Origin of the sequence: Enterobacter cloacae complex sp. 2024EL-00227, assembly GCF_043945315.1 — a bacterium.
In the GTDB taxonomy this organism is placed as follows: domain Bacteria; phylum Pseudomonadota; class Gammaproteobacteria; order Enterobacterales; family Enterobacteriaceae; genus Enterobacter; species Enterobacter roggenkampii.
This window is the reverse complement of the sequence record NZ_JBIMQP010000001.1, coordinates 56,921-82,726: the sequence shown is the minus strand read 5'-3', so window position 1 is coordinate 82,726 and position 25,806 is coordinate 56,921. Positions and strand designations below refer to the sequence as shown.

Genomic DNA, 25,806 nt, shown 5'->3' with positions numbered 1-25,806 from the left:
TAATCAGGGATTTCTTATACATATTTTCAATAAGAAGATAAAAAGCGTTTTATCCCCTCAGCCAGCCGTCAACGTCGCAATCAACGTCTTCACCGCAGGCGTCGCCTGCTTCTCGTCATACACCACATACAAATCGGCCGGTATACGCTCCTTCATCAGCGGCGAAAACCCGGACTGCTGGCAGACGCGATGTAAAAATGCCCAATCAGAATGCGCGGAAGGCATCGTGACAAAATACTCGTCCTGCAATGCTGAGAGCGCAATTGCTGATTCGCTCACCAGACGGTGATCTTCCGGCATCGCCACCAGAAAAGCGGCGTCATACAACCGCACGCTGGTTAACCCCGCGGTGGGTTCGGTTGCCATTCGCCCGATGCCCACGTCCAGCTCCCGCCGCTCAAGCAGCGCCATCTGCATGACCGGGGATTTTTCACGAAACACGACATCTACATTCGGATGCGCTTTTAAAAAAGCGTGTATTACCGTGCGCACCTCGCTCCACATCGCAGTGCCGATCAATGCGCCCAGCCTCCCCCCGGCCTATTTGCTCGACGCGAGCCAACGCCAGGTTTGCGCTGGCGAGCAACCGGCGCGACTCTTCCATCAGCACTTTACCGGCATGTGTCAGGGCGACACTTCGCGAGTGGCGAATGAACAGTAACGTGCCCAGCTGGCTTTCCAGTTCTTTAATATGCAAGCTGAGCGGCGGCTGAGACATATTGAGACGGGCAGCAGCCCGTCCAAAATGTAGTTCCTCCGCCACGGCCAGAAAGTAGCGCAGCAACTTGAGATCGGTACGATAGACGCGTTCCATCAAAACATATCCTGGCGATAACATTGATGCGCCTGCCTTAAGGCCTTTCACCCTCCACAGGGGAAATTGAGTGCGCAACTGTACGCATCTCGCTATTTTTACAGGTATGGCGATAGTTAAAACTGAAATAAAACACCACCGCGAGCGCCAGCGCGTAGGTTGCAAACACCAGCCAGATCGTCTGCCTCTCTTTCACCCCGTCCACCGAGAAATAATCTACGGTTATACCGCTCAATACCGAACCGACATACGCAACGTAACTCCCTGCCAGATATGGCAGTTTTCCTCAAGCTAATCCCGTCGGTGCCGATACCTCTGTTTTATAACGCGAGGAAAAAGTATGACGACCATTCAGGCTTCAACCCAACCTATTCAGACCAGCGGCGGGAGCGGTACTTCCAGCAGTAACGATATCGCCGCGCAAATCAGCCGCATTCTCGATAAGATCAAAAAGCTGACTCAGCAGTTAAAAGAGCTGGCGAACAGCCCCGGCAGCGCGGATGAGAAGAAAAAGCAGCAGGAACTGATTCAGACCCAGATCAAAGTGCTGCAGGCGCAGCTCGCCGCGCTGCAGCGCCAGCAGGCGGAAGAGGCGCAGAAGAAGCAGGATCAAAAGCTCGGCAAAGTGGAAGGTGTTAACAGCCCGTCAGACACGCATCAGATCGATATCTACATCTAATCTTCTGATGCGTTAAACAGTGGGTCGCGTATGCGGGCCTCGGTCAATCGCTGTGCCTGGATACGCACCACTTCCCAGATAGCCTGCGCCGCCCCCGAGAGTGAACGATTTTTTCGCCGCACCAGCATTAGCTTTCGTTCGACAACGGGCGTCAACCGCTTCACGGCAAGTCGACTTCCCTGAGGCAGGGGAAGCGCCAGGGCGGGCAACACGCTGATGCCGATCCCGGCTTCCACCATGGGAAACAGCGTTGCCGGGTGGCCAATCTCCTGCACGATCGCTGCCTTTACCCCCTGATTCATCAGCGCGGAATCAATCAGCGGGCGGCTGCCCGAGGCATAATCTTGTAAAACCAGGTTTGCGCCCTGCAGTGACTTCCACCTGACGTCAGGCAACGCGGCCAGCGGATCGTCGTCACGGCAGAGCAGCAAAAAGGGCTCCGAAAGTACGCTTTCGCACTCCAGATCGCTCACCTGGCCGGGATCGATAACAATACCAAAATCGACATCCCCCTGGCGGATGCTCTCCAGTACCCACTGCTGTGGCCGGTCATGCAGGACAAAGTCAATGTCCGGGTAGCGATGGTTCCCCTCGGCAATACACTGCGGGATAAGGTGTGCAGATATCGTCTGGCTAGCCGCGACCCGCACGGTACCCGAAAGCTGCTGCCCCAGCCTACCCACGTCTCTGAGCGTGCTGTTCAGCTCATCCAGCAGCCGTTCAAGGCGCAGAGCAAGCTGCTGCCCAGCTTCGGTCAACACCACTTCGCGCGTGGTGCGGTCAAGCAACCGGACGCCGGTCTGATTTTCCAGTTCTTTCACGCTGTGGCTGACCGCCGACTGGCTCAGGCCAATCATCTCCCCTGCCCGGCTAAAGCTGCGGGCATTGGCGACGGTAACGAAAATGCGGAGCTGGCGTAAGGAAAAATTCATCTGTTTAATTCATGAATGGATGCAATAAATCAATTTTATTTCTCAAATGGAAAAAAGCACAATAGCGACATCTGTTTTCAGGAGTCATTATGAAACTATTTCGTATTGTTGATCCGTTTACGCTCACCCTGGTCGTTACCGTTTTACTGGCCTCGTTCTTTCCCGCTCGCGGCGGGTTCGTCCCGTTCTTTGAAGGGCTGACGACGGCCGCCATCGCACTGCTGTTTTTTATGCACGGTGCGAAGCTGTCCCGTGAAGCGATTATCGCAGGGGGGAGCCACTGGCGGCTGCATCTCTGGGTAATGTGCAGCACGTTCATTCTCTTCCCGATCCTCGGCGTGCTGTTTGCCTGGTGGGCACCGGTTAACGTCGACCCGGCGCTCTATACCGGTTTTCTGTATCTCTGTATTCTGCCGGCTACCGTGCAATCCGCCATTGCCTTTACCTCTCTGGCGGGAGGGAACGTTGCGGCCGCCGTCTGCTCGGCATCGGCATCCAGCCTGCTGGGGATTTTCGTCTCCCCGCTGCTGGTGGGCCTGCTGATGAACATGCACGGCGCGGAAGGTAACCTTGAGCAGGTCGGCAAAATCTGTTTGCAGCTGCTGCTGCCGTTTGTGCTGGGGCATCTCTCGCGTCCGTGGACGGGCGCATTTGTGGCAAAGCACAAGAAATGGATTTCAAAAACCGACCAGTCGTCGATCCTGCTGGTGGTCTATTCCGCCTTCAGCGAAGCGGTCGTGAACGGGATCTGGCATAAGGTGGGTGCCGGTTCGCTGCTCTTTATCGTGGTGGTCAGCCTCATCCTGCTGGCAATTGTCATTGCAGTAAACGTCTTTGTGGCACGCAAGTGCGGCTTCAACAAAGCGGATGAAATTACGATTGTGTTCTGCGGTTCGAAGAAGAGTCTGGCAAACGGTATCCCGATGGCCAACATTCTGTTCCCGACCTCGGTGATTGGAATGATGGTACTGCCGCTAATGATTTTCCATCAGATCCAGCTGATGGTCTGCGCGGTGCTGGCGCGTCGCTACAAGCGCCAGACGGAAAAACTGACGCAGGAAGGGACCCGCGCCGCGAAGGCTTAAGGACGTTTCAGGGGCTGCACCAGCTGGGTCAGCCCCTCGGTTTTGATCAGTAACGTGATAGCCATCAGCTCGCCCAGTCGCCCTGCCGGGAATTCATCCTTACGGGCAAACCACAGCAGATACTCCTCCGGCAAATCAATCAGCCTGCGGCCCTTGTATTTACCGAACGGCATCTCCGTATTGGCGATCTCAACGAGCTGCTCTTTCTCCACGTTACTCTCCTAACAGACGCATCATTTCTGCTTCGTCGATAACCTCAATGCCGAGCTCCTGGGCTTTCGCCAGCTTCGAACCGGCAGCCTCCCCGGCAATGACCAGATCGGTTTTCTTCGACACGCTGCCCGCCACTTTGGCTCCCAGCGCCACCAGACGTGCCTTTGCATCATCACGGGATAGCTGGCTCAGGCTGCCGGTCAGCACCACCGTTTTACCGGCGAACGGGCTGTCGATCTCTTCGGCGTTGACGACGACCGGCGCAGGCCATTTGATGCCCTCTGCCAGCAGTTGGCCGATGACCTCGCGGTTGCTCTCTTCAGCAAAGAAGTTAAAGACATGCGTGGCGACGACGATGCCGACATCCGGGACTTTCTGTAGCTCCTCGATGCTTGCCTTTTCCAGCGCCTCCAGCGTACCAAAGTACGCCGCCAGCCCTGCTGCCGTCGCTTCACCCACTTCACGAATGCCCAGCGCATAAAGGAAACGGGCGAAGGTGGTCTCTTTTGCCGCTTCCAGCGCGTTAACCACGTTCTGGGCTGACTTTGGCCCCATGCGATCCAGACCGGTTAGTTTACCTGCGGTCAGCCTGAAGAGATCCGCTGGCGTGTGGACGTACTCTTTCTCAACCAGCTGATCGATAATCTTGTCGCCCATGCCGTCAACGTCCATTGCGCGACGGGAGACAAAGTGCTTCAGTGACTCTTTACGCTGCGCGCCACAGATTAAGCCGCCCGTACAGCGGGCCACTGCTTCACCTTCTACGCGCTCAACGTCCGAGCCGCACACCGGACAATGGGTCGGGAAGACAACCTCGCGCGTATCGTCAGGACGTTCTGACTCCACGACGTTAACCACCTGTGGGATCACATCACCCGCACGGCGGATCACCACTTTGTCACCGATACGCAGACCCAGGCGGTCGATTTCATCGGCGTTATGCAGCGTGGCATTACTCACCAACACACCCGCCACCTGCACGGGCTCCAGACGAGCGACCGGGGTAATGGCCCCCGTACGTCCCACCAGGAACTCCACGTCGCGGACGAAGGTCATCTGCTCCTGAGCCGGGAACTTAAACGCCACCGCCCAGCGCGGCGCGCGCGCCACAAAGCCCAGCCGCTCCTGCAGCGCCAGCGAGTTCACCTTGATGACCACGCCATCAATATCAAAGCCGAGCGTCGGACGGTCCGCTTCCACCTTGTGGTAGAACGCCAGCACCGCTTCCGGCGAGTCGCAGAGCTGAACGCGGTTGCTCACCGGCAGGCCCCACGCCTTAAACTGCAGCAGACGCCCGAGATGGGTATCCGGCAGCTCGCCGCCCTCCAGAATACCGACGCCGTAGCAGAAGAACGTAAGCGGTCGCTTCGCGGTGATGCGCGGATCAAGCTGGCGCAGCGAGCCCGCCGCCGCGTTACGCGGGTTAGCAAACACCTTACCGCCGGTGCGACGTGCCTCTTCGTTAATTTTCTCGAAGCCCGCCTGGGGCAGAAACACCTCGCCGCGCACTTCCAGACGTGCAGGAATATTGTCACCCTGCAGCTTCAGCGGGATCGCGCGGATGGTACGCACGTTGGTGGTGATGTCTTCGCCCGTCGTACCGTCGCCACGCGTCGCGGCACGCACCAGCACGCCGTTTTCATAGAGAAGACTGACCGCCAGGCCATCCAGCTTCAGTTCGCAGCACCAGGTGAGAGCGTCGCTGCTTTTCAGGCGATCCTGCACGCGCTTGTTAAACGCGAGAAAGCTCTCTTCATCGAAGACGTTATCCAGCGACAGCATCGGTACTTCATGACGCACCTGGCTGAAAGCGCCCAGCGGCTCAGCGCCGACGCGCTGGGTGGGGGAATCCGGTGTAATGAGTTCAGGATGCTGCGCCTCTAATTCGCGCAGCTCGCGCATCAGGCGGTCATACTCCGCATCCGGGACTTCCGGCGCGTCCATAACATGATAGAGATATTCATGATGGCGAAGCGTGGTTCGCAGTTCAGTGAGTTGTTGTTCGATTGAGTCCATATCACACCATCAATGAGAAAAAACCCCCGACATGCGGGGGTTGAGGAGGAGTTGAAGATAACGCGTCGGTTACGCGTTGGCTTCCTTAACTTCGCGGATGCGGTCCTGATACTCACGCAGCTTCTGCGGGGTCATCATGCGACGCTGATCGTCGAGCACCACACCACCCACTTCGTCAGCGATGTGCTGAGCGGATTGCAGCATCAGCTTAAAGTTCTGCAGTTCGTCGCCGTAGGACGGCACCTGCATAAAGATAGTGACACCCGGCGTCACGAAATCGCCCGTCATTTCTGGGTCGAATGTGCCAGGGTTAACCATATTGGCCAGGCTAAATAGCGCCGGGTCGCTACCGTCCGGGCTCAGGTGACGATGGAAGATATTCATATCACCAAACTTGAAGCCGGCCTGTTGAATACTGTTCAGCAGTACGTCACCGTTCAGATGGCTGCCGTGATGGGCGGCCACGTTCATGATGATCACCGCTTCTTTACGCTGCGGTTTTTCAACAACCGGCTCTGGCTCTACAACGGGCTCAGGCTCAACGTGCGGGGCCGGAGCGGGCTGCGGCGCAGGTTGAACATGAACAGGCTGCTGCGGTTGATGTACCGGTTGCGCAGGCTGCTGTTGCACAGGCTGCTGCACGGGTTGTTGTTGAACCGGCTGTGGCGCCGCAGGCTGCTGATAGACAGGCTGTTGCGGCGGCTGGCGCACCGGTTCTTCCACAGGCTGTGGCGCTGGCTGGCGCGGCTGTGCAGAAGCATACGGCGGTTGATACTGGTGCTGCGAAGGACGAGGTGCTTCATGCTCCCCATGGCCTACGCCGGGCGCAGTATTGACCCGATGAACACGAACTTCACCCACGCCGTCATCGTCGCTTCCATCGATGTCATCTTCACTGTCATCGTCGTCACGACTGGACTTCATGCGCTTCAGTGGGCGATCGCGAAACATCGAGGAACGCTCTTTACGGCTGGTCCAGAAACCATGTACCAGTAAAGCGATTATGGCGATCGCGCCAACAATGATTAATATCAGACGCAAATCCTGCATCATTATATTCTCTGTTGTTCTAACACCTTGCCACCACGGCAAACATTTACTCACTAAGAGTATTTGCCGTTTACGTCAAGTGCAAGTGTGTGCAGAGCATTCACAGCATAAAGATGAAGGAAATCGTGCTTTTTGCTGGTTTTTCGAACATTTCCGAACTGGTCATTGGTCCGTAAGTGGATAATATAGGCGGGCAATTCCACTGGTTGTGTAAAAAGGAGTACAGCCTGGCTATGGTTTCAACATCTTCTTCTCCCCCGCGCAGCGGCGTCTGGTATTTTTCTCAGGGCTGGAAACTGGTCTCTCTGCCGGGTATTCGACGCTTCGTCATTCTGCCGCTGTTGATCAACATTATTCTGATGGGCGGCGCGTTCTGGTGGCTGTTCACAAAACTGGAAAGCTGGATCCCATCGCTGATGAGCTACGTGCCGGACTGGCTGCAGTGGCTTAACTACCTGCTCTGGCCGGTGGCGGTGATCTCCGTTTTGCTGGTATTTGGCTACTTCTTCTCGACGATTGCCAACTGGATAGCCGCGCCGTTTAACGGTTTGCTGGCGGAACAGCTGGAAGCGCGCCTTACCGGCGCAACACCGCCGGACACGGGCATCCTGGGGATCATGAAAGACCTCCCTCGCATTATGAAGCGTGAATGGCAGAAGTTTGCCTGGTACCTGCCCCGCGCGGTTGTGCTGCTTATCCTCTATTTTGTGCCCGGCATTGGCCAGACGGTGGCACCGGTGCTGTGGTTCCTGTTCAGCGCCTGGATGCTGGCCATCCAGTACTGCGACTATCCGTTCGATAACCACAAGGTGCCGTTTAAAGAGATGCGCACTGCCCTGCGCAGCCAGAAGATCGCCAATATGCAGTTTGGCGCGCTGACCAGCCTGTTCACCATGATTCCGTTCCTGAATCTGTTCATCATGCCGGTTGCCGTTTGCGGCGCGACCGCCATGTGGGTCGACTGCTACCGTGCTAAGCACGCGTTATGGAAATAATGCAAAAATGTGTAAAGCAGGGGTGGCTTATGCCGCCCCTTATTCCATACTGATCCCCATTATTTCCTTGCAGTATATAGATATGCGAATTCCTTACTTCCCCCTACCTGCTTAGCAGGTATGCTGGGTCGGTATCCCAATTTCATACAGTTAAGGACAGGCCATGAGTAAGATTTATGAAGACAACTCGCTGACTATCGGTCATACGCCCCTGGTTCGACTGAACCGTATCGGTAATGGACGCATTCTGGCGAAGGTCGAATCACGTAACCCGAGCTTCAGCGTAAAATGCCGTATCGGTGCAAACATGATTTGGGATGCTGAAAAACGTGGCGTACTGAAGCCGGGCGTTGAGCTGGTGGAACCGACCAGCGGCAATACCGGGATCGCTCTGGCCTATGTTGCTGCCGCGCGCGGCTACAAGCTGACGCTGACCATGCCTGAAACCATGAGCATCGAGCGTCGTAAGCTGCTTAAAGCGCTGGGCGCGAACCTGGTGCTGACCGAAGGCGCGAAGGGCATGAAGGGTGCCATTCAGAAAGCCGAAGAGATTGTGGCCAGCGATCCGGCGAAATACCTGCTGCTGCAGCAGTTCAGCAACCCGGCTAACCCGGAAATTCACGAGAAGACTACCGGCCCGGAAATCTGGGAAGATACCGACGGCCAGGTTGACGTCTTTATCTCCGGCGTAGGTACCGGCGGCACGCTTACCGGCGTGTCACGCTATATTAAAGGCACCAAAGGTAAAAAAGAGCTGATCACCGTTGCCGTTGAGCCGACTGATTCACCGGTTATCACCCAGGCCCTGGCGGGGGAAGAGCTCAAACCCGGCCCGCACAAAATTCAGGGGATTGGCGCAGGCTTCATTCCGGGCAACCTGGATCTGAAGCTGATTGATAAAGTAGTCACTATCACGAACGAAGAAGCCATCTCTACCGCGCGTCGCCTGATGGATGAAGAAGGCATTCTGGCAGGTATATCTTCCGGTGCGGCCGTTGCGGCAGCGCTTAAACTTCAGGAAGATGAGGCCTTTACCAATAAGAATATTGTGGTTATCCTTCCTTCCTCGGGTGAGCGTTACTTGAGCACCGCACTGTTTGCCGATCTGTTCACTGAAAAAGAGCTGCAACAGTAGTGCCACTATGTTAATAACGCGTAAAAAAGCACCTTTTCAGGTGCTTTTTTGTGGCCTGCTTCAAACTTTTGCCCCTCCTGGCATTGCTTCACCCCGTTGGGTCTGGTATTTAAACCAGCAATTATTTTGATGCGTGAAATTAATCAGCGAACGAAATAGCCTTGCTGAATCGATTTTATGATTTGGTTCAAGTCTTGCTTTCGCTGCATAATGTTTAATGACGATCGAAACGTCAGCGCTAACAATACAGGCTAAAGTTCAGTCGCCAGGCTAGACTTTAGTTCCACAACACTAAACCTATAAGTTGGGGAAATACAATGTTCCAGCAAGAAGTTACCATTACCGCTCCGAACGGTCTGCACACCCGCCCTGCTGCTCAGTTTGTTAAAGAAGCGAAAGGCTTCACTTCTGAAATCACTGTGACTTCCAACGGCAAAAGCGCCAGCGCAAAAAGCCTGTTCAAACTGCAGACTCTGGGCCTGACTCAGGGCACCGTAGTCACCATCTCTGCGGAAGGTGAAGACGAGCAGAAAGCAGTTGAGCATCTGGTAAAACTGATGGCTGAGCTCGAGTAAGTTTCCGGGTTCTTTTAAATATCAGTCACAAGTAAGGTAGGGTTATGATTTCAGGCATTTTAGCATCCCCGGGTATCGCTTTCGGCAAAGCACTGCTGCTGAAAGAAGACGAGATCGTCATCGACCGGAAAAAAATTTCTGCCGACAAGGTTGATCAGGAAGTTGAACGTTTTCTGAGCGGTCGTGCCAAGGCATCTGCGCAACTGGAAGCAATCAAAACTAAAGCTGGCGAAACTTTCGGTGAAGAAAAAGAAGCCATCTTCGAAGGGCACATCATGCTGCTCGAAGATGAGGAGCTGGAGCAGGAAATCATAGCCCTGATTAAAGATAAAGGCATGACGGCCGACGCGGCTGCGCATGAAGTTATCGAAGGTCAGGCAACTGCCCTGGAAGAACTGGATGATGAATACCTGAAAGAGCGTGCGGCTGACGTACGTGACATCGGTAAGCGCCTGCTGCGCAACATCCTGGGTCTGGCCATTATCGACCTGAGCGCCATTCAGGATGAAGTGATCCTGGTTGCCGCTGACCTCACCCCGTCTGAAACCGCACAGCTGAACCTGAAAAAGGTCCTCGGTTTCATCACCGATGCGGGCGGCCGTACCTCCCACACCTCTATCATGGCGCGTTCTCTGGAACTGCCTGCCATCGTGGGTACCGGTAGCGTCACCTCTCAGGTGAAAAACGGCGATTATCTGATTCTGGATGCCGTAAACAATCTGGTTTACGTCAACCCAACTAACGAAGAGATCGAAAAACTGCGCGCGGTTCAGGAGCAGGTTGCGACTGAAAAAGCGGAACTCGCTAAGCTGAAAGACCTGCCAGCCATCACCCTGGACGGCCATCAGGTTGAAGTGTGCGCAAACATCGGTACCGTCCGCGACGTTGATGGCGCTGAGCGCAACGGTGCGGAAGGTGTTGGTCTCTATCGTACAGAATTCCTGTTCATGGACCGCGACGCGCTGCCAACGGAAGAAGAGCAGTTTGCTGCGTATAAAGCCGTTGCTGAAGCCTGTGGCTCTCAGGCGGTTATCGTCCGTACCATGGACATCGGTGGCGACAAAGAGCTGCCGTACATGAACTTCCCGAAAGAAGAGAACCCGTTCCTGGGCTGGCGTGCCGTGCGTATTGCGATGGATCGTAAAGAGATCCTGCGTGACCAGGTTCGCGCAATCCTGCGTGCCTCTGCGTTCGGTAAGCTGCGCATCATGTTCCCAATGATCATCTCTGTTGAAGAAGTGCGTGCACTGAAGAAAGAGATCGAAATCTACAAGCAGGAACTGCGCGACGAAGGTAAAGCATTTGACGAGTCAATCGAGATCGGCGTGATGGTGGAAACACCTGCGGCGGCGACCATTGCGCGTCATTTAGCCAAAGAAGTTGATTTCTTTAGTATCGGCACCAATGATTTAACGCAGTACACCCTGGCAGTTGACCGTGGTAATGATATGATTTCACATCTCTACCAGCCAATGTCACCGTCCGTACTGAACTTGATCAAGCAAGTTATTGATGCTTCTCATGCAGAAGGTAAATGGACTGGCATGTGTGGTGAGCTTGCAGGCGACGAACGTGCTACACTTCTGTTGCTGGGTATGGGTCTGGACGAATTCTCTATGAGCGCCATTTCCATCCCGCGCATTAAGAAGATTATCCGTAACACGAACTTCGAAGATGCGAAGGTGTTAGCAGAGCAGGCTCTTGCTCAACCGACAACGGACGAGTTAATGACGCTGGTTAACAAGTTCATTGAAGAAAAAACAATCTGCTAATCCACGAGATGCGGCCCAAATTACTGCTTAGGAGAAGATCATGGGTTTGTTCGATAAACTGAAATCTCTGGTTTCTGATGATAAGAAAGACTCCGGAACTATTGAGATTGTTGCTCCGCTCTCCGGCGAGATCGTCAACATCGAAGACGTGCCGGATGTAGTGTTTGCTGAGAAAATCGTTGGTGATGGCATTGCTATCAAACCAACTGGCAACAAAATGGTTGCTCCAGTTGACGGCACCATCGGTAAAATTTTTGAAACCAACCATGCGTTCTCTATCGAATCTGATAGCGGTATCGAACTGTTCGTTCACTTCGGTATCGACACCGTTGAACTGAAAGGCGAAGGCTTCAAACGTATCGCGGAAGAAGGCCAGCGTGTGAAAGTTGGCGACCCGGTGATTGAATTCGATCTGCCACTGCTGGAAGAAAAAGCCAAGTCTACCCTGACGCCGGTTGTTATCTCCAACATGGACGAAATCAAAGAACTGATCAAACTGTCTGGCAGCGTCACCGTGGGTGAAACCCCGGTTATCCGCATCAAGAAGTAATTCTTGCCGCACAGAAAAATGGCGCCTTCGGGCGCCATTTTTGTTTATGCCGGGAGGATAAGCTCGTCGTAGCCTTTCGACTGGGTATACAGCATGACGTCAGTCACCCGATCGCCGGCCATGCGAATGGCATCGGCAACGGTTTTCCCCTCAACAATGCCGCTCACCAGCTCTGAACAGAACAGATCGCCCGTTCCCTTCAGATCGGTCTCTACGCGCGGATGCGCGCTGACGGTGACGCCCTCGCGTGAGACCAGCACCACGTGGATGTTTTGCGGATCGTCGGCAACCGGCGCACTGGTGATCGCCACCCATTTCAGGCTGTCTGAGAGCAGTCCTTGCGCCGCCGCGATGGCGCTTTCCGGCGTGCGGCACGGCTTGCCGCTTAACACTTCCAGCTCGTAGACATTGGGCGTGATCCCCTGCGCCAGCGGCAGCAGGTGCTCCCGATACGCTTCGGGGATCTCAGGCTTCACGTACATCCCGCTGTCGATATCGCCGATAACCGGATCGACCAGCACCAGCAGGTCAGGATGCTGCGCTTTGACCGCCTTCAACCACTGCGCCAGTAGGACGATCTGGCTGGCACTGCCCATATAGCCGGTGGTGACCGCCTTAAGCTCGCGCAGGATCTCGCGCTCTTCCAGCGCCTTCAGGTAGCCGCTGAACCACTCGTCGGGGATCACGCCGCCGTAGAAGGTGTCATAGTGCGGCGTGTTGCTGAACAGTACCGTCGGCACGGCGGTAACGTTCAGCCTGTGGGTACGAATATTCGGTACCGCAATGCTGTTCCCCACGCTGCCGTACACCACCTGCGACTGCACGGCGACAATATCGGTTTGCTGCGCCCGGGTATTATCCCGGAATAGAATCATCTCCATGACGCTTAAATCCCCGCCCCCTGCGAATAACTCTCTTCACCAAAGACGCCGGTAGACAGATAGCGATCGCCGCGATCGCAAATAATCGCCACCACTACCGCCCCCGGGTTTGCCTGCGCCACCCGAATCGCACCCGCTACCGCGCCGCCCGAGCTGACGCCGCAGAAGATACCTTCGCGCACGGCCAGCTCACGCATGGTATTTTCCGCCTCGCGCTGGTGAAGATCCAGCACCTGGTCCACAAGCTGCGCATTAAAAATGCCGGGCATATACTCCGCTGGCCAGCGGCGAATGCCCGGAATGCTGCTCCCCTCTTCCGGCTGCAGGCCAACGATGGTGACGGTTTTCGCCTGCTCGCGCAGAAAACGGGATACGCCGGTAATGGTGCCCGTGGTGCCCATGCTGGAGACAAAATGGGTAATGCGCCCGTCGGTTTGCTGCCAGATTTCCGGGCCGGTGGTGGTGTAGTGCGCGTAAGGGTTGTCCGGGTTGTTAAACTGATCGAGCAGTTTACCTTCGCCGCGCTCGGCCATTTCTAACGCCAGGTCGCGCGCGCCTTCCATCCCCTGCTCTTTGGTCACCAGAATCAGCTCGGCTCCGTAGGCACGCATCGCGGCGCGGCGCTCCTGGCTCATGTTATCCGGCATCAGCAGCTTCATGCGGTAGCCTTTCAGCGCCGCAATCATGGCCAGGGCGATACCGGTGTTGCCGCTGGTGGCTTCAATCAGCACGTCGCCCGGCTTAATCTCGCCGCGCTTTTCGGCCTGGACGATCATCGACAGTGCGGCACGGTCTTTCACCGACCCCGCCGGGTTATTGCCTTCGAGTTTGACCCAGATTTCGCTGCCGTTATCCGGCCCCATGCGCTGAAGTTTGACCAGAGGGGTATTGCCGATGGTGTGTTCGAGTGTTTTCACGATTTTTACTCAATAAAAAAGCCGGGTTGCGCGCAGCGATCCCGGCCTACAAGACGCAGTTTTAGCTGTAGGCCCGGTCAGCGCAGCGCCACCGGGCGATAAACATCCTAATAACCTATCAGGCTGACTCCGCCAGAGCAATATCCTCGCGCGTCTCGATGCGTTCCTTGCCGTGATAAATACGGGCATGCTGAAGACCGACAAACAGGCGCTCTCCCCGATGCGGCGGGACGTCGTCGCGCATGACCACGGTCAGCGGCTCGGTGTACCAGCCCAGCGGCTGAACCACCAGTTGGGTGTAATGCCCTTTAGGGCTCGCTTCCAGCACCTGTACCGGCAGCGGTGAATCCAGGCTGGTTCGACGGCTCACATCCACTTCCCACGGACGCAGGAACAGATCGACCGGACCCTGGTGGGCGGAGGTATAGCCCAGCGGCCAGCGGTGCGCGCCGACGTGGAACTGCCCACCGCGAATAGTGCCCTGCAGACGGTTCACCTCGCCCATAAACTCCAGCACGAAGCGGGTCGCCGGTTCACGCCAGAGCTGCTCCGGCTCGTCAACCTGCTCAATGTTGCCCTGGCTCATCACCACCACGCGATCCGCAACTTCCATCGCCTCTTCCTGGTCGTGGGTCACGAAGACGCTGGTGAATTTCAGCTCTTCATGCAGCTGACGCAGCCAGCGGCGCAGCTCTTTACGCACCTGTGCATCCAGCGCGCCGAAGGGTTCGTCCAGCAGCAGAATTTGCGGCTCAACGGCCAGCGCGCGCGCCAGCGCAACGCGCTGTTTCTGCCCGCCGGACAGCTGGGCCGGGAAACGGTCCGCCAGATGGGCCAGCTGCACCATCTCAAGCAGTTTAGTGACCTTCGCCTTAATGGTCGCCGCATCCGGACGCTCACGACGCGGCAGCACGGTCAGGCCAAAGGCGATGTTGTCAAACACGGTCATGTGGCGGAACAGCGCGTAGTGCTGGAACACAAAGCCCACCTTACGATCGCGGGCGTGCAGGCGGCTCACGTCGGTGCCGTGGAAGCGGATGTGCCCGCTGGTCTGGTGCTCAAGCCCGGCGATAATACGCAGCAGCGTGGTTTTGCCCGAGCCAGACGGCCCCAGCAGCGCCACCATTTGTCCGGAAGGGATATCCAGCGAGATATCATTCAGCACCTGGGTGCGACCAAAAGACTTCTTAATATTGGCAATCTCAATGCTCATGATTTCCCTCCTGATGCTGACGTTTTTCCTGATTTTCTAAACGCCACTGCACCACACTCTTCAAAAACAGGGTCAAAATCGCCATCAGCGTCAGCAACGCTGCGGCAGTAAAGGCGCCGATGGTGTTGTAGTCCTGCTGCAGGAGTTCAATCTGCAGCGGCAGCGACAGGGTTTCACCCCGAATGGAGCCAGAGACGACGGAAACGGCACCGAATTCACCAATCGCGCGGGCGTTGGTCAGCACCACGCCATAAAGCAGCGCCCAGCGGATGTTCGGCAGCGTCACGCGGCGGAACATCTGCCAGCCCGACGCACCCAGCAGCACCGCCGCTTCGTCTTCGTTGCTCCCCTGGCTTAACATCACCGGCACCAGCTCGCGCACCACAAACGGGCAGGTCACGAAGATGGTGACCAGCACCATGCCCGGCCAGGCGAACATGATCTGCAGGTTATGCGCATCCAGCCAGCCGCCCAGCGGTCCGTTAGAGCCGTAGAAGAGCAGATACACCAGGCCCGCCACCACCGGCGACACGGCAAACGGAATATCCAGCAGGGTCAGCAGCAGCTGACGTCCCGGGAAGTTAAAGCGCGTCACCAGCCACGCCAGCAGGGTACCGAACACCAGGTTCACCGGAACGGTAATCAGGGCAATCAGCACGGTCAGCCAGATGGCGTGCAGCATGTCCGGGTTCGCCAGGTTTTCCAGCGCGGGCATCAGGCCCTTGCTGAACGCCTGAACGAAGATATAAATCGTCGGCACGACGAGAATGAGGGCGGAAACCAGCACGCCCGCCCCAATCAGAAACCATTTACCCCAGTTGATGCGGGGCGCATCGTATCGCTTCAATTGCGTAACTTCCGCCATCAGTGACCTACCACACGTCGACCAAAGCGACTTTGCAGAGTGTTAATCGAGTACAGCAGCAGCAGCGATGCCGCGAGGATCACCGAAGCGATCGCGCTCGCCGCCGGATAATCAAACTCCTGCAGGCGAATGAAAATCATCAGCGAGGTCACTTCCGTTTTCCAGGCGATGTTCCCGGCGATAAAAATCACCGCGCCGAACTCGCCGAGGCTGCGGGTAAACGACAGCGCGATCCCCGCCATCAGCGCCGGAGACAGCTCCGGCAGCACCACTTTGCGGAAGCTCTGCCAGCGCGTGGCGCCCAGCGTTTCCGCCGCTTCTTCGTATTCCGGACCTAACTCTTCCAGCACCGGCTGCACGGTACGCACCACAAACGGGATGCTGGTAAAGGCCATCGCCACCGCGATACCAAGCCAGGTGTAGGTCACCTTGATGTCAAATTTCGCCAGCCACTCGCCGTACAGCCCGTTCACGGAGAAGAGCGACGCGAGGGTTAAGCCCGCGACCGCCGTCGGCAGCGCAAACGGCAGATCCATCAGGGCGTCAAGCAGCGTGCGGCCCGGGAAGCGATAGCGGGTCAGGATCCACGCCATCAGCAGGCCGAACACGCCGTTAAAAATGGAGGCGACAAACGCCGACAGCAGCGTCACCTTATAGGCCGCCACCACCTGCGGGTTGGTGATCACGTCCCAGTACTGCGCCCAGCTCATCTGCGCAAGCTGCATCACCAGCGCGCTGAGCGGCAACAGCAGAATCAGGCAGACGAACAGCAGGCTGGTCCCGAGGCTTAAGGTAAAGCCCGGCAGCACGCGTTTGGTCGAGACTGCAAACATTACTTATGCCCCGCCGCCAGCAGTTTGTCTAACTCACCGCCGCTGGCAAAATGCGTTTTCATCACGTCTGGCCAGGAGCCGAAATGGTCTTCCACGCGGAACAGCGCGGTCTGCGGGAACTTATCTTTCAGCTTGTTCATCACGTCCGGGTTGTTTACGCGGTAGTAGTAATCGGTAATGATGGTCTGCGCCTGAGGGCTGTACAGGTAGTTGAGATAGGCTTTTGCCGCTTTTTCGGTACCATTCGCCTGCACGTTTTTATCCACCCATGCGACCGGGAACTCGGCCAGAATGTTGGTTTTCGGGATAACCACCTCAAAGCCCTGCGCTTCATACTGCTTGCGGATGTTGTTCACTTCCGACTCAAAGCTGATCAGCACATCGCCCAGGCCGCGCTCTGCGAAGGTCGTGGTCGCCCCGCGGCCGCCGGTATCAAACACTTCGACGTTTTTCAGGAACTGGGTCATGAACTGCTCGGTTTTGGCTTTATCGTTACCGTCAGCCTTGTCTGCCGCGCCCCATGCCGCTAAATAGGTGTAACGCGCGTTACCGGAGGTTTTTGGGTTCGGGAAGATCAGCTTCACGTCGGAACGCACCAGATCGCTCCAGTCGTGGATATTCTTCGGATTGCCCTTACGCACCAGGAAACCCATGGTGGAGTAGAACGGCGAGCTGTTGTTCGGCAGACGGCTCTGCCAGTCCGCCGGGATCAGCTTGCCTTTGTCGTGCAGGATCTGCACGTCAGTCACCTGGTTGTAGGTCACGACGTCCGCTTTCAGGCCCTGGAGGATGGCCAGCGCCTGCTTGGACGACCCGGCGTGGGACTGCTTGATGGTCAGCCTGTCGCCGTTATTGTCTTTCGCCCACTGCTGTTCGAACGGGGGATTAAGGGCGGCAAACAGCTCGCGGGAGACGTCATACGAACTGTTCAACAGTTCAGTCGCCTGCGCCTGTGACACCAGCAGTAAACCTGCCAGCGCCAGAGTTCCTTTTTTCAGTACAGTAACGGCCATTGCGCACCCTTATAAATGTGATGACTATCTTATAGTCATAATATTTATAACGGTGATGAAAGCAGTAACGGTTTTATATACCGTTTGGTGATTTAGAAGCAGAAAAGGGAATAAGGAGCGGGGAAAATTGCCGGGTGGCGCTAACGCTTACCCGGCCTACCTATGGAAAGCGGTTTACAGCGCCAGCAGACGCTCGACGGACGGCGCGAAGTAGTAGCCGCCGGTCACCGGTTTGGTGAAGCGCAGCATGGCGTCGCGCTTGCCGTCGGTATCGCCGAACATGCTCAGCAGCTGCTGTTCAATGTTATGCAGGCGCGCGCAGTAGGCGCAGAAGTAGAGGCCGTGCGTGCCGCTTGCGGTACCGTACGGCAGGCTCTGGCGGACAATCTTCAGCCCTTTGCCGTCTTCTTTGAGGTCAACGCGGCTCAGGTGCGAGGTGACCGGACGGTCATCGCCGTCGATCTCTTCGTTAGCTTCTTTGGTGCGGCCAATCATCATTTCCTGGTCATGCACGCTCATGCGGTTAAGCTGCTTGAGGTTATGCTCCCAGCGCTGCACGAACACGTAGCTTCCGCCCGCGTCCACGCCGTCTTTGATTACCGCGACTTCACGACGCGTCTCTTCACCCGCCGGGTTTTCGGTTCCGTCGACAAAGCCGCTCAGATCGCGCTCTTCGACCCAGCGGAAACCGTGAACTTCTTCCTGCACCTCGATGCTGTCGCCAAAGGCCGCCACCGCCGCCTGCGCAACCGAGAAGTTCACGTCGTGACGCAGAGAAAGGATGTGGATCAGCACGTCGTACTGGGTCGCAGGTGCAAGGCCTTTGCCGTAAGGAATGAAGTCCTTCAGCTCTTCTGCCCCTTCACCGCCGCTCAGCTGACGCCAGACGTTATTGCCAAACGCAACAACGGCGCCGAGGTGGGCTTCCGGGAATTTGGCCTGGAAGGTCGCCAGTTTATCAATAAACGCTTTGCTGGCCGCACGCAGGGCATCCACGTCCCCTTTGACATTGGCTTCAATCCAAATCGCCGCGCGGCAATGTTCTGGCAAAATGCCACTCTGAACCTGAGACATCGCTCCTCCTGAAATAAAGATGCCACGTCAGCGTGGCATTGATGGCGGGTATTATACCCGGATTTCAGCGAGGCGGTTTGTTCAGACGCAAATTACTGCTTCCAGACTATTTTGCTCACCTTCCAGCTCTTCAGGGTGTCGTCAGACGGCATCAACCCTTCCGGGCCGCTCCAGGTGCCGGTAAAAACATAGCTGATGTGCTGGCTGCCTTCCGCCTTACACTCCACCGCCACTTCATCGTCGGATGGCACGCTGGTGCAGTTGCCAAAGGCCTGCTTATAAAGATCGCTAAACGGCGTCCCGACCTTCACGCCGCTGGCGGTCGGAATATCTTCATCCATCACCGCGATCCGGTTTACCGTGCCTTTGTCACCGTTGATCACCAGCGCCAGCTTGTCGCCCTTCAGCGCCTCGTAATAGCGAACAATATTGCCATTCTCTGTTTTCATGCCGCTGCGCAGGCGGTAGTCACTGCTGAGCGCATCCTGAATAGCATTCTGATCCAGCGCCGTCGCGGCGGTAATTTTCCCCACGCCCTGCTCGGTCACTTCCGTTGATGAGCCAAACCAGTTCCACGGATACGCAGCAGACCAGTTAATGGAGGAGAGCGTCGAACAGCCGGTCAATGCCAGCGGAAGAGCGCATAAAACTAAACGCAGCGATTTCATTGAAACGTCCTTACGTGTTAAATCAACGCTTGTTGGAGTGCGACATCGGCAAAAAGTGCCGGATTAATCATCCTGAGGCACAAAACAGGCGCGAAGGCGCGGGTTGGTCAGCAGCCACATCAGCGCCACGATATCAGCAACCACCAGCGCAACGCCGATGCCCGTCAGCGGTTCACCGTACCACCAGAGTACCGGCTGCCAGAAGAGCAGCGCAATTTGGGCAAGGATCAGCAGCCCGCGAAGGGCGCGCCACAAGCGCGGGATTACGTGCCGCCGACCGCTGCACAAGAAAGCCACCACCGCTGGTACGCCCGGCAGCAAGCCGAGCCAGAAGGCATCGTGATCGGGATAGAAGAGCGTCAGCAGCGTGTCGCCCTGCCCGCGCGACGCAGCGGCCATTACAAACAGCACCCAGGTGCGGGCCTGAAGCAGCAGAACGCACCAGAATAAAAAGGGCAGCCTGACGCGACCCTGCGCGTCATAATCTGCCGGATGGATCTCAGTACTCTTCATCTTCGATGAGACGCTTTCCTAAATTCAGCACGTCAGCGTGTACGTAGCCCAGGCGTTCATACATGCCCAGCACCACGTCGTTATCTTCCCGCACCATGATCTGGATTTTCGGACAGCCGCGGGCGATCAGCTTCTTCTCGAGCCGGTTGAGCAGCGCATTGGCAATACCGCGACCACGGTATTCCGGATGGACGCCCAGATAATAGGCCGAGCCGCGATGGCCGTCATAACCGCCCATCACCGTCCCCACAACCTCGCCATTGACTTCCGCAACCAGAAACAGACTGACGTCGTGATTCACCTTACGTTCGATATCCATTTCCGGATCGTTCCACGGACGCAGCAGATCGCAGCGCTCCCAAAGGGTGATCACCTCTTCGAAATCTTCCTGGCGAAAAACGCGTATCTCCATGGTATTAACCGCCTTTTCGGGTTTAAAAACAGTGATTATGGCGCGAACCACGCCTTTAGCCAATAACCGGGGAAAATCTCGCCAAAATTTGGCATAATGTCACTTTGTCACGTATTGAAATGAAAAGTAAAACAATTCTCAATAAGGACTGTCGTAACGCTAAACGCGATACGATATAACACCAGGACCCCATTTTTTAGTATTCAGGCCGCATGAGCACATTCAAACCATTAAAAGCACTCACATCGCGTCGTCAGGTTCTCAAAGCGGGGCTGGCGGCCTTAACGTTAACGGGCATCGCAAAGCAGGCTCAGGCAAAAGACGAGAGCACGCTTAAAACCAGTAACGGACACAGCAAACCGAAAACCAAAAAGCCGGGCGCAAAGCGCCTGGTGATGCTCGACCCGGGCCACGGCGGTATTGATACCGGCGCCATCGGCAAAAACGGGTCGAAAGAAAAACACGTCGTGCTGGCGATTGCAAAAAATGTGCGGGCGATTTTACGCAGCAACGGCATTGACGCGCGTCTGACGCGCTCTGGCGACACCTTTATTCCGCTGTACGATCGCGTAGAGATCGCCCACCAGCACGGGGCGGATCTGTTTATGTCGATTCACGCGGACGGCTTTACCAACCCCTCTGCCGCCGGTGCCTCGGTGTTTGCGCTGTCCAACCGCGGCGCCAGTAGCGCCATGGCAAAATACCTCTCCGACCGCGAGAACCGGGCGGATGAAGTCGCCGGGAAAAAAGCCACCGACAAAGACCACCTGCTACAGCAGGTGCTGTTCGACCTCGTGCAGACGGATACGATCAAAAACAGCCTGACGCTCGGCTCGCACATCCTGAAGAAGATTAAGCCAGTGCATCGCCTGCACAGCAGGAGCACCGAACAGGCGGCGTTTGTGGTGTTGAAATCACCGTCTATCCCGTCCGTGCTAGTGGAAACCTCGTTCATTACCAACCCGGAAGAGGAGCGACTTCTCGGCACCACGGCGTTTCGTCAGAAGATCGCCAACGCCATCGCCTCCGGCATTATCAGTTACTTCAACTGGTTTGATAACCAAAAAGCGCACTCCAGGAAACGCTGATGAAACCCAATGCTCAACTGGTCAAAACCTTTCTGCTGCAGCTGCAGGACGAAATTTGCCAGAAACTGGCCGCCGCTGACGGCGGAGAATTTCAGGAAGACAACTGGCAGCGCGAAGCCGGCGGCGGCGGGCGTAGCCGCGTGCTGCGTAACGGCGGCATCTTCGAACAAGCGGGCGTGAATTTTTCCCACGTTCATGGCGACGCGATGCCCGCGTCTGCAACGGCACATCGTCCCGAGCTTGCGGGCCGCAGCTTCGAAGCGATGGGCGTTTCGCTGGTGGTGCATCCGCACAATCCGTTTGTGCCGACCAGCCACGCCAACGTGCGCTTTTTCATTGCGGAAAAAGCGGGGGCCGATCCGGTCTGGTGGTTTGGCGGCGGTTTCGACATGACGCCCTACTACGGCTTCGAAGAGGATGCCGTGCACTGGCACACCACCGCGCGGGATCTTTGCCTGCCGTTTGGCGAAGACATTTACCCGAAATTTAAAAAGTGGTGCGATGACTACTTTTACCTGAAGCACCGCGACGAGCAGCGCGGCATCGGCGGGCTGTTCTTTGACGATCTTAACACGCCTGATTTTGATACCGCATTTAGCTTTATGCGCGCGGTGGGCGAAGGCTATACCGACGCGTACCTGCCCATCGTCGAACGCCGTAAAGACACCAGCTATGGCGTGCGCGAGCGCGAGTTCCAGCTCTACCGTCGCGGGCGCTACGTGGAGTTCAACCTGGTATGGGATCGCGGGACGCTGTTTGGCCTGCAGACCGGCGGGCGCACGGAGTCGATTCTGATGTCGATGCCGCCGCTGGTTCGCTGGGAGTACTGCTACGAGCCAAAAGAAGGCAGCCCGGAGGCTGCCTTGAGTGAGTTCCTTAAAGTACGCGACTGGGTTTAACTGCCGGATGGCGCTGCGCTTATCCGGCCTGCTCAACCTGTAGGTCGGGTAAGCGAACGCGCCACCCGACTCACAAGGCTTACAGCGGCTGCGTCTGCGCCTCAACCACCGCCAGCGCCACCATATTCACGATACGGCGCACGGAGGCAATCGGCGTTAACACATGCACCGGCTTCGCCACGCCCATCAGCACCGGTCCTACGGTCACCCCTTCAGAGCTGGAGACGCGCAGCAGGTTGTAGCTGATACGCGCCGCCTCCACGTTCGGCATAATCAGGATGTTCGCCGATCCCTTCAGCGGGCTGTCCGGCATACGTTCGTTGCGGATGCTCTCCACCAGCGCCGCATCACCGTGCATTTCCCCGTCAATCATCAGCTCCGGCGCGCGCTCGCGCACCAGCGCCAGCGTCTCACGCATTTTGCACGCCGCCGCTGATTTGGACGAACCGAAGTTAGAGTGCGACAGCAGCGCCACCTTCGGCTCGATACCAAAGCGGCGCACGGTCTCTGCGGCCATCACGGTGATCTCCGCCAGCTCGTCCGGGGTCGGATCGTCGTTAACGTAGGTGTCAGCGATAAAGGTGTTCCCGCTCGGCAGCAGCAGGGCGTTCATCGCCCCGGCGGTATGGACGCCGTCGCGATAGCCGAAGATCTCCTGCACCACGCTAAAGTGCTCGTGGTAGTCGCCGATGGTGCCGCAGATCAGCGCATCCGCCTCGCCGCGATGGACCATGATCGCGCCGATCACCGTCGTGTTGCTGATGACGGCTTTCTGCGCCTGCTCCTGGGTGATCCCCCGGCGCTTCATGATCGCGTAGTATTCGCTCCAGTACTCTTTGAAGCGCGGATCGGATTCGTTGTTGACGATCTCGAAGTCGACGCCCGGCTTAATCTGCAGGCCCAGCTTCTGGATACGCATTTCAATCACGCTCGGACGACCAATCAGGATCGGTTTCGCCAGGCCTAAGGTGATCAGCTCCTGGGTGGCGTGCAGCACGCGCGCCTCTTCCCCTTCCGCCAGCACCACGCGCTTCGCGTCGGCGCGCGCCTGAGAGAAGATCGGCTTCATGAACAGGTTGGTTTTATAGACAAACTCGGTGAGCTTATCGACGTAAGCGTCGAAGTCTTCAATCGGACGCGTCGCCACGCCGGAATCCATCGCCGCTTTTGCCACCGCAGGGGCAATTTTGACAATAAGGCGCGGGTCGAACGGTTTTGGAATGATGTAGTCCGGGCCAAAGCTCAGATCCTGATCGCCATAGGCTGAGGCAACCACTTCACTCTGCTCGGCGTGGGCCAGCTCCGCAATGGCGTGCACCGCGGCCAGCTTCATCTCTTCGTTGATCGCCGTCGCGCCGACGTCCAGCGCGCCGCGGAAGATGAACGGGAAGCAGAGCACGTTGTTCACCTGGTTCGGGTAGTCGGAACGCCCGGTGCAGATAATGGCGTCTTCACGCACCGCTTTCGCCAGCGGCGGCAGAATTTCCGGCTCAGGGTTCGCCAGGGCCAGGATCATCGGCGCGCGCGCCATCTTCTTCACCATCTCCTGGGTCAGCACTTTCGGACCCGAGCAGCCGAGGAAGATATCCGCGCCGTCAATCACGTCCTCAAGCGTGCGCTTGCCGTCGTCTTCTACCGCATACGCCGCTTTGGTTTCCGCCATGTTCGGCTCGCGATCTTTGTAAATCACGCCCTTGGAGTCGCAGACCACAATGTTGTGTTTCTGCATACCCAGCGCCACCAGCAGGTTCATACAGGCGATGGCCGCGGCGCCAGCGCCGGAGACCACCATGCGCACGTCGGAGAGATTTTTCTCTACCACGCGCAGGCCGTTGAGAATGGCGGCGGTGCTGATAATGGCCGTTCCGTGCTGGTCGTCATGGAACACGGGAATGTTCATACGCTCGCGCAGCTTCTGCTCAATATAGAAACATTCCGGCGCTTTGATGTCTTCCAGGTTGATCCCGCCGAAGGTCGGCTCCAGCGCGGCCACCACGTTGATGAATTTGTCAGGATCGAGCTCGTCCACCTCGATATCAAACACGTCGATACCGGCGAATTTCTTGAACAGCACCCCCTTGCCTTCCATCACCGGCTTACCGGCCAGCGCGCCGATGTTACCGAGCCCCAGTACCGCCGTGCCGTTAGAGATCACGGCAACAAGGTTGCCGCGCGCGGTGTATTTATAGGCCGCTAGCGGATCTTTTTCGATCTCCAGACACGGGGCCGCCACGCCCGGCGAGTAGGCCAGCGCCAGATCGCGCTGTGTCGCCAGCGGCTTGGTTGGGGAGACCTGAATTTTGCCCGGGACAGGGAACTCGTGAAAATCGAGGGCACTCTGTTTCAACTGCTCATCCATCTTATTTTTCCTTTCACGTATCGGTCAAAAGGGTGACGAAAACGATCCGGTTGCACACCCTGGTGTGCCGCCTAGTATCGCCTCAGGCCGCCTCCTAAACTTTGAAGGCTGCCAAACTCTCACCATCACACATTAAAAATTGTTATCAATTTATAACAGCCATGTTACCCGTCTCAAAAGCAATGCCTCCCCCGTCTGCTATGCTTTTTTGTTAAGTCCATCATGATTTTCTCAGAAGTGTGAACTAACGCACTCAGCTAACGCTTTTATTTCCAAGGAGTAATCATTTATGAACCAGCTAGACGGCATCAAACAATTCACCACGGTGGTGGCAGACAGCGGCGATATCGAGTCGATTCGCCACTATCAGCCGGAGGATGCGACCACCAACCCTTCGCTACTGCTCAAGGCAGCCGGGCTTACCCATTTTAGTCATCTGATTGATGACGCCATTGCCTACGGAAAACAGCGCGGGAAGACGCAGGAACAGCAGGTCGCCGAAGCCAGCGACAAGCTGGCAGTTAATTTTGGTGCGGAAATTCTTAAAAGCATTCCGGGGCGCGTCTCGACCGAAGTTGACGCCCGCCTTTCGTTCGATAAAGAAAAGAGCATCAACAAGGCTCGCCGCCTGGTGGAACTCTACCAGGAGCAGGGGATCGATAAATCACGCATTCTGATCAAGCTGGCGTCGACGTGGGAAGGCATCCGCGCGGCAGAGGTGCTGGAAAAAGAGGGAATTCACTGCAACCTGACGCTGCTGTTCTCCTTTGCCCAGGCGCGCGCCTGTGCCGAAGCGGGCGTGTTCCTGGTGTCACCGTTTGTTGGCCGCATCTACGACTGGTACCAGGCGAAACAGCCGATGGATCCGTACGTGGTGGATGAGGACCCGGGCGTGAAATCGGTGCGCAATATCTACGACTACTACAAACAGCATCGCTACGAAACCATCGTGATGGGGGCCAGCTTCCGCCGTACCGAGCAGATCCTCGCCCTGGCGGGCTGCGACCGCCTGACCATCTCCCCTAACCTGCTCCAGGAGCTACAGGACAAAGAAGAGACGGTCATCCGCAAGCTGATCCCCACCTCTACCGTTCTGCCAAAACCGAAAGCCATGACCGAAGCCGAATTCCGCTGGGAGCACAATCAGGACGCCATGGCCGTGGAAAAACTGGCGGAAGGTATCCGCCTGTTCGCCGTCGACCAGCGCAAACTTGAAGATCTTCTCGCTGCCAAACTTTAACCTTGCCACGGAGTG

At 56.8% G+C, this 25,806-nt stretch carries 25 protein-coding genes and 2 pseudogenes; 10 read left to right on the top strand and 17 right to left on the bottom strand.

The window, feature by feature from the left end:
- Positions 1-57: 57 nt before the first annotated feature.
- Positions 58-814: pseudogene (locus ACHH0Z_RS00370) on the bottom strand (LysR family transcriptional regulator).
- A 37-nt stretch (positions 815-851) separates the two neighbouring features.
- Positions 852-1,067: pseudogene (locus ACHH0Z_RS00365) on the bottom strand (hypothetical protein); the annotation flags it as partial.
- Between the two features lie 87 nt (positions 1,068-1,154).
- On the opposite strand from ACHH0Z_RS00365, the gene ACHH0Z_RS00360 reads away from it, so the two are divergent.
- Entirely contained in the window at positions 1,155-1,493 is a 339-nt protein-coding gene (locus ACHH0Z_RS00360) for a FlxA-like family protein (protein WP_045406118.1), read from the top strand.
- On the opposite strand, the gene ACHH0Z_RS00355 is transcribed toward ACHH0Z_RS00360, so the two are convergent.
- Entirely contained in the window at positions 1,490-2,425 is a 936-nt protein-coding gene (locus ACHH0Z_RS00355) for a LysR family transcriptional regulator (protein ID WP_045406116.1), read from the bottom strand. The genes ACHH0Z_RS00360 and ACHH0Z_RS00355 overlap by 4 nt on opposite strands.
- An 89-nt stretch (positions 2,426-2,514) precedes the next feature.
- Here ACHH0Z_RS00355 and ACHH0Z_RS00350 point away from each other — a divergent pair, with 89 nt between their 5' ends.
- Positions 2,515-3,510 carry a bile acid:sodium symporter family protein gene (locus tag ACHH0Z_RS00350; protein ID WP_045406113.1) on the top strand — a complete coding sequence of 332 codons (996 nt, stop codon included), beginning with the start codon at positions 2,515-2,517 and terminating at the stop codon, positions 3,508-3,510.
- Here the strand turns inward: ACHH0Z_RS00350 and ACHH0Z_RS00345 are convergent.
- From ACHH0Z_RS00345 to zipA, 3 genes are all read right to left on the bottom strand, one after another.
- Positions 3,507-3,722: a DUF3820 family protein gene (locus tag ACHH0Z_RS00345; protein ID WP_003861328.1), complete on the bottom strand. Its 216-nt coding sequence runs from the start codon at positions 3,720-3,722 to the stop codon at positions 3,507-3,509. The two genes, ACHH0Z_RS00350 and ACHH0Z_RS00345, sit on opposite strands and share 4 nt — an antisense overlap.
- A 1-nt stretch (position 3,723) precedes the next feature.
- The gene (gene ligA / locus ACHH0Z_RS00340; RefSeq protein WP_045406110.1) at positions 3,724-5,739 is read right to left on the bottom strand and encodes an NAD-dependent DNA ligase LigA; all 2,016 of its coding nucleotides are present in this window, start codon (positions 5,737-5,739) and stop codon (positions 3,724-3,726) included.
- Positions 5,740-5,808: 69 nt separating this feature from the next.
- The gene (zipA, locus tag ACHH0Z_RS00335; RefSeq protein WP_395149483.1) at positions 5,809-6,792 is read right to left on the bottom strand and encodes a cell division protein ZipA; all 984 of its coding nucleotides are present in this window, start codon (positions 6,790-6,792) and stop codon (positions 5,809-5,811) included.
- A 230-nt stretch (positions 6,793-7,022) separates the two neighbouring features.
- Between zipA and cysZ the strand changes: the two genes are divergently transcribed.
- The 5 genes from cysZ (at position 7,023) to crr (ending at position 11,816) form a co-directional block, all read left to right on the top strand.
- On the top strand, positions 7,023-7,784 hold the full coding sequence (gene cysZ / locus ACHH0Z_RS00330) for a sulfate transporter CysZ (protein WP_008501602.1): 762 nt from the start codon (positions 7,023-7,025) through the stop codon (positions 7,782-7,784).
- Positions 7,785-7,947: 163 nt separating this feature from the next.
- Positions 7,948-8,919, top strand: a complete 972-nt coding sequence (gene cysK / locus ACHH0Z_RS00325) for a cysteine synthase A (protein WP_008501603.1) — start codon at positions 7,948-7,950, stop codon at positions 8,917-8,919.
- A gap of 317 nt (positions 8,920-9,236) precedes the next feature.
- Positions 9,237-9,494 carry a phosphocarrier protein Hpr gene (gene ptsH / locus ACHH0Z_RS00320; protein ID WP_000487600.1) on the top strand — a complete coding sequence of 86 codons (258 nt, stop codon included), beginning with the start codon at positions 9,237-9,239 and terminating at the stop codon, positions 9,492-9,494.
- Between the two features lie 44 nt (positions 9,495-9,538).
- Positions 9,539-11,266, top strand: coding sequence for a phosphoenolpyruvate-protein phosphotransferase PtsI (gene ptsI / locus ACHH0Z_RS00315; RefSeq protein ID WP_008501604.1), 1,728 nt, complete (start codon positions 9,539-9,541; stop codon positions 11,264-11,266).
- Positions 11,267-11,306: 40 nt separating this feature from the next.
- On the top strand, positions 11,307-11,816 hold the full coding sequence (crr, locus tag ACHH0Z_RS00310; protein ID WP_003861316.1) for a PTS glucose transporter subunit IIA: 510 nt from the start codon (positions 11,307-11,309) through the stop codon (positions 11,814-11,816).
- A gap of 44 nt (positions 11,817-11,860) precedes the next feature.
- Here crr and pdxK read toward each other — a convergent pair whose 3' ends face one another.
- The 10 genes from pdxK to ACHH0Z_RS00260 all read right to left on the bottom strand — a co-directional run bounded on the left by pdxK (position 11,861) and on the right by ACHH0Z_RS00260 (position 20,205).
- Positions 11,861-12,697, bottom strand: coding sequence for a pyridoxine/pyridoxal/pyridoxamine kinase (pdxK, locus tag ACHH0Z_RS00305; RefSeq protein ID WP_008501605.1), 837 nt, complete (start codon positions 12,695-12,697; stop codon positions 11,861-11,863).
- A 5-nt stretch (positions 12,698-12,702) separates the two neighbouring features.
- Positions 12,703-13,614 carry a cysteine synthase CysM gene (gene cysM / locus ACHH0Z_RS00300; protein WP_032675291.1) on the bottom strand — a complete coding sequence of 304 codons (912 nt, stop codon included), beginning with the start codon at positions 13,612-13,614 and terminating at the stop codon, positions 12,703-12,705.
- A gap of 118 nt (positions 13,615-13,732) precedes the next feature.
- Positions 13,733-14,827 (bottom strand): sulfate/thiosulfate ABC transporter ATP-binding protein CysA, encoded by a 1,095-nt coding sequence (cysA, locus tag ACHH0Z_RS00295; protein ID WP_008501607.1) that lies wholly within the window; start codon positions 14,825-14,827, stop codon positions 13,733-13,735.
- On the bottom strand, positions 14,817-15,692 hold the full coding sequence (gene cysW, locus ACHH0Z_RS00290; protein ID WP_008501608.1) for a sulfate/thiosulfate ABC transporter permease CysW: 876 nt from the start codon (positions 15,690-15,692) through the stop codon (positions 14,817-14,819). Before cysW ends, cysA begins: the two co-directional genes overlap by 11 nt.
- On the bottom strand, positions 15,692-16,525 hold the full coding sequence (gene cysT, locus ACHH0Z_RS00285) for a sulfate/thiosulfate ABC transporter permease CysT (RefSeq protein WP_045351592.1): 834 nt from the start codon (positions 16,523-16,525) through the stop codon (positions 15,692-15,694). Before cysT ends, cysW begins: the two co-directional genes overlap by 1 nt.
- Positions 16,525-17,538, bottom strand: a complete 1,014-nt coding sequence (locus ACHH0Z_RS00280) for a sulfate ABC transporter substrate-binding protein (RefSeq protein WP_045406108.1) — start codon at positions 17,536-17,538, stop codon at positions 16,525-16,527. The genes cysT and ACHH0Z_RS00280 overlap by 1 nt, the downstream gene beginning before the upstream one ends.
- Positions 17,539-17,712: 174 nt before the next feature.
- The gene (locus ACHH0Z_RS00275) at positions 17,713-18,612 is read right to left on the bottom strand and encodes a Dyp-type peroxidase (RefSeq protein ID WP_008501611.1); all 900 of its coding nucleotides are present in this window, start codon (positions 18,610-18,612) and stop codon (positions 17,713-17,715) included.
- 92 nt (positions 18,613-18,704) lie between these two features.
- Complete coding sequence (locus ACHH0Z_RS00270) at positions 18,705-19,280, bottom strand: RpoE-regulated lipoprotein (RefSeq protein ID WP_045406106.1); 576 nt, start codon at positions 19,278-19,280, stop codon at positions 18,705-18,707.
- 63 nt (positions 19,281-19,343) lie between these two features.
- A complete protein-coding gene (locus ACHH0Z_RS00265; protein ID WP_025912779.1) occupies positions 19,344-19,793 on the bottom strand; it encodes a DUF2919 domain-containing protein in 450 nt (149 codons plus the stop codon).
- Positions 19,780-20,205, bottom strand: a complete 426-nt coding sequence (locus tag ACHH0Z_RS00260; RefSeq protein ID WP_008501614.1) for a GNAT family acetyltransferase — start codon at positions 20,203-20,205, stop codon at positions 19,780-19,782. The genes ACHH0Z_RS00265 and ACHH0Z_RS00260 overlap by 14 nt, the downstream gene beginning before the upstream one ends.
- A 212-nt stretch (positions 20,206-20,417) precedes the next feature.
- On the opposite strand from ACHH0Z_RS00260, the gene amiA reads away from it, so the two are divergent.
- Together amiA and hemF are read left to right on the top strand one after the other, a co-directional pair.
- The gene (amiA, locus tag ACHH0Z_RS00255; protein ID WP_008501615.1) at positions 20,418-21,293 is read left to right on the top strand and encodes an N-acetylmuramoyl-L-alanine amidase AmiA; all 876 of its coding nucleotides are present in this window, start codon (positions 20,418-20,420) and stop codon (positions 21,291-21,293) included.
- Positions 21,293-22,192, top strand: a complete 900-nt coding sequence (gene hemF, locus ACHH0Z_RS00250; RefSeq protein ID WP_023344644.1) for an oxygen-dependent coproporphyrinogen oxidase — start codon at positions 21,293-21,295, stop codon at positions 22,190-22,192. Before amiA ends, hemF begins: the two co-directional genes overlap by 1 nt.
- 79 nt (positions 22,193-22,271) lie before the next feature.
- Here the strand turns inward: hemF and maeB are convergent, their stop codons facing one another.
- Positions 22,272-24,551: an NADP-dependent oxaloacetate-decarboxylating malate dehydrogenase gene (gene maeB / locus ACHH0Z_RS00245; RefSeq protein WP_045406103.1), complete on the bottom strand. Its 2,280-nt coding sequence runs from the start codon at positions 24,549-24,551 to the stop codon at positions 22,272-22,274.
- Positions 24,552-24,840: 289 nt separating this feature from the next.
- On the opposite strand from maeB, the gene tal reads away from it, so the two are divergent.
- Complete coding sequence (gene tal / locus ACHH0Z_RS00240; RefSeq protein ID WP_008501618.1) at positions 24,841-25,791, top strand: transaldolase; 951 nt, start codon at positions 24,841-24,843, stop codon at positions 25,789-25,791.
- Positions 25,792-25,806 lie beyond the last annotated feature (15 nt).

What these genes read in the sequence shown, in the direction of transcription:
- ACHH0Z_RS00360 (WP_045406118.1), top strand. Translation starts at nt 1,155, where the DNA reads ATGACGACCATTCAGGCTTCAACCCAACCTATTCAGACCAGCGGCGGG.
- ACHH0Z_RS00355 (WP_045406116.1), bottom strand. Translation starts at nt 2,425, where the DNA reads ATGAATTTTTCCTTACGCCAGCTCCGCATTTTCGTTACCGTCGCCAAT.
- ACHH0Z_RS00350 (WP_045406113.1), top strand. Translation starts at nt 2,515, where the DNA reads ATGAAACTATTTCGTATTGTTGATCCGTTTACGCTCACCCTGGTCGTT.
- ligA (WP_045406110.1), bottom strand. Translation starts at nt 5,739, where the DNA reads ATGGACTCAATCGAACAACAACTCACTGAACTGCGAACCACGCTTCGC.
- zipA (WP_395149483.1), bottom strand. Translation starts at nt 6,792, where the DNA reads ATGATGCAGGATTTGCGTCTGATATTAATCATTGTTGGCGCGATCGCC.
- cysZ (WP_008501602.1), top strand. Translation starts at nt 7,023, where the DNA reads ATGGTTTCAACATCTTCTTCTCCCCCGCGCAGCGGCGTCTGGTATTTT.
- cysK (WP_008501603.1), top strand. Translation starts at nt 7,948, where the DNA reads ATGAGTAAGATTTATGAAGACAACTCGCTGACTATCGGTCATACGCCC.
- ptsH (WP_000487600.1), top strand. Translation starts at nt 9,237, where the DNA reads ATGTTCCAGCAAGAAGTTACCATTACCGCTCCGAACGGTCTGCACACC.
- ptsI (WP_008501604.1), top strand. Translation starts at nt 9,539, where the DNA reads ATGATTTCAGGCATTTTAGCATCCCCGGGTATCGCTTTCGGCAAAGCA.
- crr (WP_003861316.1), top strand. Translation starts at nt 11,307, where the DNA reads ATGGGTTTGTTCGATAAACTGAAATCTCTGGTTTCTGATGATAAGAAA.
- pdxK (WP_008501605.1), bottom strand. Translation starts at nt 12,697, where the DNA reads ATGGAGATGATTCTATTCCGGGATAATACCCGGGCGCAGCAAACCGAT.
- cysA (WP_008501607.1), bottom strand. Translation starts at nt 14,827, where the DNA reads ATGAGCATTGAGATTGCCAATATTAAGAAGTCTTTTGGTCGCACCCAG.
- cysW (WP_008501608.1), bottom strand. Translation starts at nt 15,692, where the DNA reads ATGGCGGAAGTTACGCAATTGAAGCGATACGATGCGCCCCGCATCAAC.
- cysT (WP_045351592.1), bottom strand. Translation starts at nt 16,525, where the DNA reads ATGTTTGCAGTCTCGACCAAACGCGTGCTGCCGGGCTTTACCTTAAGC.
- ACHH0Z_RS00280 (WP_045406108.1), bottom strand. Translation starts at nt 17,538, where the DNA reads ATGGCCGTTACTGTACTGAAAAAAGGAACTCTGGCGCTGGCAGGTTTA.
- ACHH0Z_RS00275 (WP_008501611.1), bottom strand. Translation starts at nt 18,612, where the DNA reads ATGTCTCAGGTTCAGAGTGGCATTTTGCCAGAACATTGCCGCGCGGCG.
- ACHH0Z_RS00270 (WP_045406106.1), bottom strand. Translation starts at nt 19,280, where the DNA reads ATGAAATCGCTGCGTTTAGTTTTATGCGCTCTTCCGCTGGCATTGACC.
- ACHH0Z_RS00265 (WP_025912779.1), bottom strand. Translation starts at nt 19,793, where the DNA reads ATGAAGAGTACTGAGATCCATCCGGCAGATTATGACGCGCAGGGTCGC.
- ACHH0Z_RS00260 (WP_008501614.1), bottom strand. Translation starts at nt 20,205, where the DNA reads ATGGAGATACGCGTTTTTCGCCAGGAAGATTTCGAAGAGGTGATCACC.
- amiA (WP_008501615.1), top strand. Translation starts at nt 20,418, where the DNA reads ATGAGCACATTCAAACCATTAAAAGCACTCACATCGCGTCGTCAGGTT.
- hemF (WP_023344644.1), top strand. Translation starts at nt 21,293, where the DNA reads ATGAAACCCAATGCTCAACTGGTCAAAACCTTTCTGCTGCAGCTGCAG.
- maeB (WP_045406103.1), bottom strand. Translation starts at nt 24,551, where the DNA reads ATGGATGAGCAGTTGAAACAGAGTGCCCTCGATTTTCACGAGTTCCCT.
- tal (WP_008501618.1), top strand. Translation starts at nt 24,841, where the DNA reads ATGAACCAGCTAGACGGCATCAAACAATTCACCACGGTGGTGGCAGAC.